3 protein-coding genes are annotated in these 7707 nt (G+C 68.9%); 2 read left to right on the forward strand and 1 reads right to left on the reverse strand.

The window, feature by feature from the left end; translation table 11 throughout:
* Positions 1–131 precede the first annotated feature (131 nt).
* The gene (locus FRC96_RS16365) at positions 132–2720 is read right to left on the reverse strand and encodes a cation:proton antiporter (protein WP_230470351.1); all 2589 of its coding nucleotides are present in this window, start codon (positions 2718–2720) and stop codon (positions 132–134) included.
* 279 nt (positions 2721–2999) lie between these two features.
* Between FRC96_RS16365 and FRC96_RS16370 the strand changes: the two genes are divergently transcribed.
* Complete coding sequence (locus FRC96_RS16370) at positions 3000–4358, forward strand: hypothetical protein (protein WP_146975998.1); 1359 nt, start codon at positions 3000–3002, stop codon at positions 4356–4358.
* On the forward strand, positions 4358–7707 hold a 3350-nt coding region (locus FRC96_RS16375), incomplete at its 3' end, for a hypothetical protein (protein WP_146976000.1). The genes FRC96_RS16370 and FRC96_RS16375, both read left to right, overlap by 1 nt.

A 7707-nucleotide genomic window follows, 5' to 3' on the forward strand; every position in this document is an offset into this window, starting at 1 on the left:
GTGGCGGCGCCGGCGACGGAGCGCCCTCGCCAGAGCGTCGGGCTGAGCGCGGGGCGGCAACCCCTTGCAACGCGCGCCGGCGACCGCGCCGCCCTCGCCAGAGCGTCAGGCTGAGCGCAGGGCGTGGCGGGTTACCCGGGGAGGTCGGTGCGCGTCAGGCTCAGCTCCAGCGCACCATCACGGGCATCGGGGAAGATCGCCCGGGTGTCGCGGGCCAGCCTCTTGAGCTCTTCGGCAAGCTCGGTGGGCGTCTCCAGCTGCGCCAGCGCTTCGGCATCGAGCACCTGCGTGGCCAGCGCCCCCAGCTCCGAGAAACGCTCCAGGTGCTCCTGCAACGAACTCTCCAGGGGGCTCAGCGCCACGAGCATCAAGTAGACCGGCGCATCGGCCCGGGCTTCGGTCTTAAAGCCCTCGGCGCGCGTGGCCGCAAACACCAGCGGATGATGCACATGCTCGCTGCGCGCGTTGACCAGCATCACCCCGTCGATAAGCTCTCGCGTAAAACCCGGATCATCACGCAGCAGCGCCTCGACCACTTCCTGGCGGTAGGTCTGGGAGGCGTCGTCCTCAAAGTAGCATGAGAGCAGCGTGTGCAGCGCCTCGCGCTCCTCGGTCTCCTCCATGGCCACGCGCACCCGCCGCGCCTTGAACGCCTCGGCCAACCCCGGCTCCTCGTCGGCCGCGGGCAGCTGCGCTTCGTCGATGTCACTCAGAACGACAAAGCTCATCGAGTAGCTGGCGAGCGCCTCGAGTCGCGCCGGCAGGGCTTCGAGCTCCGGCGACCAGGGCAGCGTGCCCTGACGCGCGCTTAAGAAGATCAGAAGATCATGCTCTTCCACTCGCCGCTGCAGCGTCACCACCAGATCCTCCATCGTGGTGAAGCCCACAAAGGAGGAGGCGATCTCGGGTTTGATGGTATCAAAGCGGCCGCGGATCCGACGCATCTCATCCTTGAGGCAGAGCCCGGTGAGCAGCGCCCCCATCGCGTTGGTCAGTCGCTTGATGTCGCGCAGCGCGCGGGTGTAGCCGGGGTGGTATTCGATCAGAGGCGGAAACACCACGATCACCCGGCGCACGGTGTTGATCGGCTGGGTGAGGTGATTGATGAAGACCTGCTGCTCGGTCTGTTGCAGCAGCTGATCGGTGATCACGCCGAAGTTCGCGCGCCGGGCCGCAGAGGACGAGGCCGGGCCGCTCCAGCCCACCACCAGGTCGGAGACGCGCCGCTCCATCACCGCCCGCGCGATCCCCGAGGCCAGGTTATGGGCCACGCGTGTCACGGGCACCACCGGCACTTCTGCCGACGCCCCGTGCACCACCGCCGCCGAGAGCATACGCTCGGCGGCGGCCACTGCCTGGGCGGTGTCTCCCTCCTCGAGCACCACCGAGAGGGGGAAGACCGGCTCCTCCGAGCCGTGCTCGCGCACCAGAAAGGTAAAATCGAGCAGGGCGCGGGCATGGGCGGCGTTGGCCAGAGGCACCAGAAAGCGTTGCGGCGCCTCATCGTCGCCACTGCCACCTTGCTCCTCCTGGGCCAGCGCCATCTTGCGCCCGAAGCGCTCGGTGACCATCGGCGAGACAAAGCAGGTCACCGCGATCATCACGATCGTGCCGTTGAGCACCGCCTCATCAAAGAGCCCCACATCAAAGGCCACCAGCACCACGGCCAGGGTGGCGGCGGCCTGGGCCGCCGAGAGCCCGAAGATCACCATCTGCTCCTCGCGGCTGTAGCCGAGCACCTTCTGCGTGAGCAGCGCGGCGAGCCACTTGGCGAAGAGCGCGGTGCTGACCATCGTGGCGGCCACAATTAAGGCGTCCGCTCCGCTGAAGAGCACCCGCACGTCCACCAACATCCCCACCGAGATCAAGAAGAAGGGGATAAAGAGCGCGTTTCCCACAAACTCAATGCGGTTCATCAGCGTGCTGGATTCGGGGATCAGGCGGTTGAGCGCAAGCCCGGCCATAAACGCCCCGATGATCGCCTCCACCCCGGCGAGCTCCGCAAGAAAGGCCGCCAGAAAGACCACCGCCAGCACAAAGACGTACTCGACGACCCCCTCGCTCCCGACCTTGCGAAAGAACCAGCGCCCCACCCGCGGGATGCTCCAGAAGACCAGCGCCACGTAGAGGCCAAGGCCGATGACCAGGGTCAGCCAGAAGTTCATGTCCAGCGAGCCGCGCGTCGAGCCCATCACCACCGCCAGCACCAGCAGCGCGGCGGTGTCGGTGATCACCGTGCCGCCCACCGTGGCGGTGACCGCGTTGGATTTGCTCACCCCCAGCCGGCTTGTCACCGGGTAGGCCAGCAGCGTGTGTGAGGCAAACATGCTCGCCAGCAAGATCGCCACCATGAACTCCAGCCCCAGAATGTACATCCCGGCAAGCGTCCCCAGGGTCTGCGGCACGAGGAAGGTCAGCACCCCGAAGACCAGGCTGTGGTTTCGATACTTCGCAAAGCGATTAAGATCGATCTCCAGCCCGGCGGTGAACATAATGTAGAGCAGCCCCACCGTGCCCAGCAGCTGGAAGGTCGCGTCGCGCTCCAGGAGCCCCAGGGCGTTGGGCCCGGCGATGACCCCGGCCAGCAACAACCCGATGATCTCGGGGAGCCGCATCTTGCGCACGGCCAGCGGCGCCACCAGCAACATCAGCATGACCACCGCAAAGATCAGCACCGGGTCGGTAAAGGGGGTCTCAAAGTGGTGGAGCAACGCATCCATACATGCATCCTTTTGGGGCATCCCGTACCCGTCGGGGGCTGACGCCGTCCAGAGGGCGCGTCGATCCCGTTCAACACACCGGCGTCGGGGGCCGGAATTCGTCCTCGCCGGTTTATGATGATGGGCATCGCCGGGAGGTTTTGGCGATAAGGAACATAAGCCAGGCAGGCCGGTCTTTTAGTTCTGCGCGTTCACTCGCCGACCATGGTCGTGGCGATGAGGCGCGGATGGCGATGATGATGCGGCATGGCGGCGACGCACCCGCCGAGAAAGGATGCTATGTCGAAGCGATGGATACGCCCGGCCACCGGGTTAAGCGCGCTCGGGATGCTGATGTGGGTCAGGGCGGCGCATGCCGCCGACGCTGGCCAGGCGATGGTCCTCGCGCAAGGCTCCACGCTGCGGGTGCTGGTGGGCCTGGGGCTTGTGGCCTGCGCGACGCTCCTGGCCTACCTCTCACCGGGGCTGCTGGGACGGCGCACCGGCGTGGTCACCGGCGCCCACTATGTGGCGCTGGGTATCCTGGTGGTGCCCGTCGGCGGGCTGCTCCGCGCCGAGGTTACCCCGGTGCTCGAACCGATGATGGCGCTCACCGTCGGGGCGATCGCCCTTGCGGCCGGGCTGCGCTTGAGCCCGGCCCGGCTTGGCGAGATCGGGGCGGCGGATCTTAAGCTCGGCGCGATCATCTCCGGGGTGGGCGCGCTGGTGATGGTGGCCCTTCCCCTGGCTCTGCTCCGCGGTAGCGTCCCCCCGGAGGTGTGGGACGCCACCGGGGCCGGGCTTGCGGCGCTCGGTGTGCTGGCACTCTGTGCCGATGACGACCAGCTCCAGCGCCTCAGCGCTACCCTGGGGGTGAGCAGCCCGGCGGCGGCGCGAGCCGCCCGGGTTAGCCAGGCGTGCGCGCTGGCCGCGTTGCTCGGCGTGCTGGCGTGGTTCTCGTGGCATCACGACGCCATCGCGGGCGTCGCCGAGGGTGTGCTGCCTCTGGTGGGGCTGGGCCTGCATCTGGGGCTGGGGGCGCTGGCGGGCGGGCTGGCCGGAGCGCTCTTACAGGGCCGACCCGACGATGATCGCATGATCACGATCGTGCTCGGCGTCGGCGTCACCCTCAGCGCGGTGGCCTGGGTGGCCAACCTCTCGGTGGTGGCGGTCAACGCGGTGGCCGGCATCATCATGGCGTCGATGAGCTCGGAGTCGCTGCGACTGACCAGGGTGCTCGATGCGCTCAGCGCCCCCCTTTACGTGCTCGCGCTCTTCTTTGCCGGGACGATGTGGGCCGGCGGAAGCCCGGCGTTCATCTGGGGGGCGGCGCTCCTCTTTGTGCTTCTGCGTTATGCGGGGCGCGTGCTCGGGGTGGCCGCCTACCGCCCCCGCTTGAGGGGCCTTCGACCCGACCCGGGGACGCACCGCGCGCTCTGGGCGCCCGGCGCGCTGGGTGCGGCCCTCGTCATCGACCTGGCCCACGCGCTGCAACCTGAGCCCGGGGCCGCCCGGATGGTCTCCGCCCTGATCCTCGCGCTCTTTCTGGCCGATCTGCTGGCCTGGGTGCTCCTGCGCGGATGGCTCATCGACATCTCCGAGGTCGACGCTGAGCGCCGCGCCCACTCCCCCTGGGGGAGCTGGCAGGAGGAGCGCTGATGCGGGAGTTTCTGACCCTCTTCATTCTCATCGCGCTGGTGACCCTGACCCACCTGGCCCTGCCCGCGGGCGCCAGCGCGCTCTTCGGCGATGAACTCGTGGCGGTCGGGCTGATGGTGCTCCTGGCCTTTGCCACCGGGGAGGCGTTTCGCCGGGTGGGGCTTCCCTCGCTGCTGGGCTACATCGGCGCGGGTGTGGCGCTGGGCCCGAGCTTCGCCAGCCTGATGCCCGAAGCCTACCCCTTCGCCATCATCTCCTCTCGCCTCATCGACGACCTGGCGGTGGTGCAGCTCCTGGTCGTTGCGCTGATCGGCATGTTGGCGGGCGCGAAGTTGCGTCTGGCGGAGCTCCGAGAGCACGGCCGACTTGTCGCTCGGGTCACCCTGGCGATCGCCCTGACGGTGATCCCGGCCACCGTGCTGACGGTGCTGCTCGTCACGCAGATCCTCCCGCAGCAGCTGGCGATCTTCGCCGCCGAGTCGTTCTTTTTGCAGATCATCATTGCGCTCTTCTTCGGGGTGCTGGCCTTCGGGCTGAGCCCGACGATCACCGTGGCGTTGATTCAGGAGTTGCGCGCCCGCGGGCCACTGGCCAGCGCGGCGTTGAGCGTGGTGATCGCTGGCGAGTTTTTGATCTTCGGCTTCTTTGCGGCGTTGATGGCCGGGGCGACCTGGGTGCTTGGCCCGGAGCCGCTCACCGGCGGGTCGTTGGCTGGATTGCTGCCGGCGCTGCTCACCGAGCTTGCCCTCTCGCTGGCGCTTGGCCTGGCGCTGGGCGTGGCGATCGCCGCCTACGCCCGCTGGATACGCGCTTACTTGCTCCTGATGGTGCTCGGTGCCGGGGTGCTCGCCTACCTTGGCACGTTGCGCGTGCTCGCCGAGCCGACGCTGGTCTTTCTGGTCGCTGGCTTCTTTGTGCAAAACGCCACGGCCCGGGGGCGCGAGCTGGTGAGGGCGCTCGAGCAGGTGGCGCTCCCGGTCTTTGTGATCTACTTCGCGACGGTGGCCGCTGGCCTCGATCTTCGGGCGGCGCCGGGCTATCTGCCCCTGGTGCTGGCGTTGGTCGCGGTGCGTCTGGGCGCGCTCCACCTGGCCACGCGCCGGGCCTGCGCACCCGCGGTCGACACCCGCCAGAGCCTCCAGTACCTGCCCGGCGCGTTCGTCGCTCAGGACGCCGTGGTGCTGGTGCTGGCCGGGGTCGTCGCGGTCAACTTCCCGGTGTGGGGGCCCGCGTTTCAGAGCGTGGTGATGGCCACCGTGATCGTCTACCTGAGCCTGGGGCCGATCGTGTTCAAGAGTGGCCTGGAGCGCTCCGGTGAGGCCCGCCGCACCTCCCATGAGCGCCGCGACGAGCGCGTACTGGGCCTGGAGGAGTTTGAACTTCTCGAACCCACCGACCCTGGCCAGCGCCTCGACGCGCCGCGCTTCGACGACGCCTGGCTGCGCGGCCATATCGACGATCTCCGCTGCGCGCTCATCGATCAGGCCGAAGCGACCTTTCAAAAGCCCATCCGTGAGCGCCGCGATGGTATCATCGACGCCCTCATCGAGCTGGAGGCCGTCGTCGACGACCTCATCGAGGGGCTCAATGCATGGGATGCCCACGCCTCGCTGCGCGAAGGCGACGACGAGCGCGAGGATCATCGTCAGGGACTGCGCCAGGTGCAGCGCGTCCACATGACGCATGTCGGCGAGGTCTACGAGGGGTTGCTCCGCCTGGAGGGCGCCCCGCTGACGCCGGCGTCGGTGGAGGCTTTTTTGAGCGCGATCCGCGCCATGGAAGATAAACAGACCCTCTACCGCATCGAGCGCGAGCCGGCGCTGGAGCAACCCCGGGCCGACGACGCTCCCTGGCTGCGCGCGCTGAAGTGGGGACGACGCGTGCGTCGTCGGGTGCTGGGCAAAGGTTACCGCAACGTGCCGGTCGGCAGGCTCTGGCGTTACCACCTGGAGCTCTCTCTGCCGGTGCAGCTGCTTCGGGTGACCCCGCCGATCGCCTCGCAATACGAGGAGCTCTGGCGCAGGCTCTGGCAGCACCTTCGGGAGGTGGATCGCTTCCTGGAGTCGCTGGCTGCGGCCCCGCGTGACGAAGGCGTTGGCGCGGCAGAGCAGGGCGAGCCGCCCCGCAAGGAGGGCACCTCAACGACCTCCATAAAGGCTCAGATCGCCGCATTCCATGCGGACTTCGTCGAGCGCCACGCCGAGCTTGCTCGCCACACCCGGCGCAGCGCCGAGGTCGGCCTCAAAGGCTACGGCCAGAGCCTGGAGCGCTGCTACCACGCGTTTTTGCGGGGCGTGGCGCTGGCGGGCACAAGCCAGCTGCCGGCGCTCAGCTACCGCCCTTCCTCGCGATTTGCATCGGCGCGCCGCGCGTCGAGCCGACTCGGAGATCGCCTGGCCCGTCAGCAGCAGATCATCGACGGGTACCGCGGGTGGCTGCGCCTCGATCATCAGGTCTCGGAGTTTGTGCAGTGGTCGCAGGCCACCCGCCACGCCGCCGACCGCGCCGCCCGCCAGGCGCTGGAGGCCAGCATCGAGCCTCTGGAGGCCCTGGAGCAGGCGCTCGAAGAACTTCATGAGCGCGCCCGCACCGGGGCCCCGGACTGGGAGCTTGTCTTCACCTCCGAGCTCCGACCGCTCCTCTTGCGCGCGCGCCGCGCCCAGGAGCTCCGGTTGGCCCGCGTGCGTCAGGGGCGCACCACCCGCCAACTTCTCGACCTTGTGGAGGCCCGCGTCGAGCGGCTGCCTTCGGCCATCGCGGTGCTCGCCGCCGATCCCGAGCGCGCCATCGTCTCCAGCGCGCAGCACTACGAGCTTCCGCTACGCCGCTGGGTCAGCTCCCAGGTCAGCCGCGAGCTCGCGCTGCGCGTGGTCGACTTCAACGATCGCGCCGCCACCCGTCAGGAGGAGCGCCACGCGCTGCTCGCGGGTATCGAGCAGCTGCTGGAGTTCCACCTCCTCACAAGCCGGCGCCAGCCCACCGGCGACGCTCCCAACGCGCTGGACGACGCGCTGACCCCACATCCCGAGGAGGGCGCCGGCGCCCAGGGCATCGAGCGCGCGCTGCGCGCGCTGACCAGCCTGCGCGAGCGCGTCAGCCGCGACGAAGACGAGCTCGTCGCCTGGCTGCTCTCGGAGTGGGACCGCCTGATGGCCCGCGCCTTCGAGCCGATCGAAGATCGCCGCCTGGGCGAACTTCAGCGTGAGCTCGCCCGCCAGGGCGCGGCGTCGTTTGTGGCGCGCGGTGAGTCCTGGGCCGGAGAGCTGCTGGAGCCTGTGGCGCGCCATCTTCGCGCCGCGCGCGCCCGCGCCGCCAGCGGGTCCCGGGAGCTGGGCGAAGAGCTCCGCGC

The organism is Lujinxingia vulgaris, assembly GCF_007997005.1.
Classification (GTDB): domain Bacteria; phylum Myxococcota_A; class Bradymonadia; order Bradymonadales; family Bradymonadaceae; genus Lujinxingia.

Coding starts and splice junctions, on each gene's coding strand:
- FRC96_RS16365 (WP_230470351.1), bottom strand. CDS start 2,720: ATGGATGCGTTGCTCCACCACTTTGAGACCCCCTTTACCGACCCGGTG.
- FRC96_RS16370 (WP_146975998.1), top strand. CDS start 3,000: ATGTCGAAGCGATGGATACGCCCGGCCACCGGGTTAAGCGCGCTCGGG.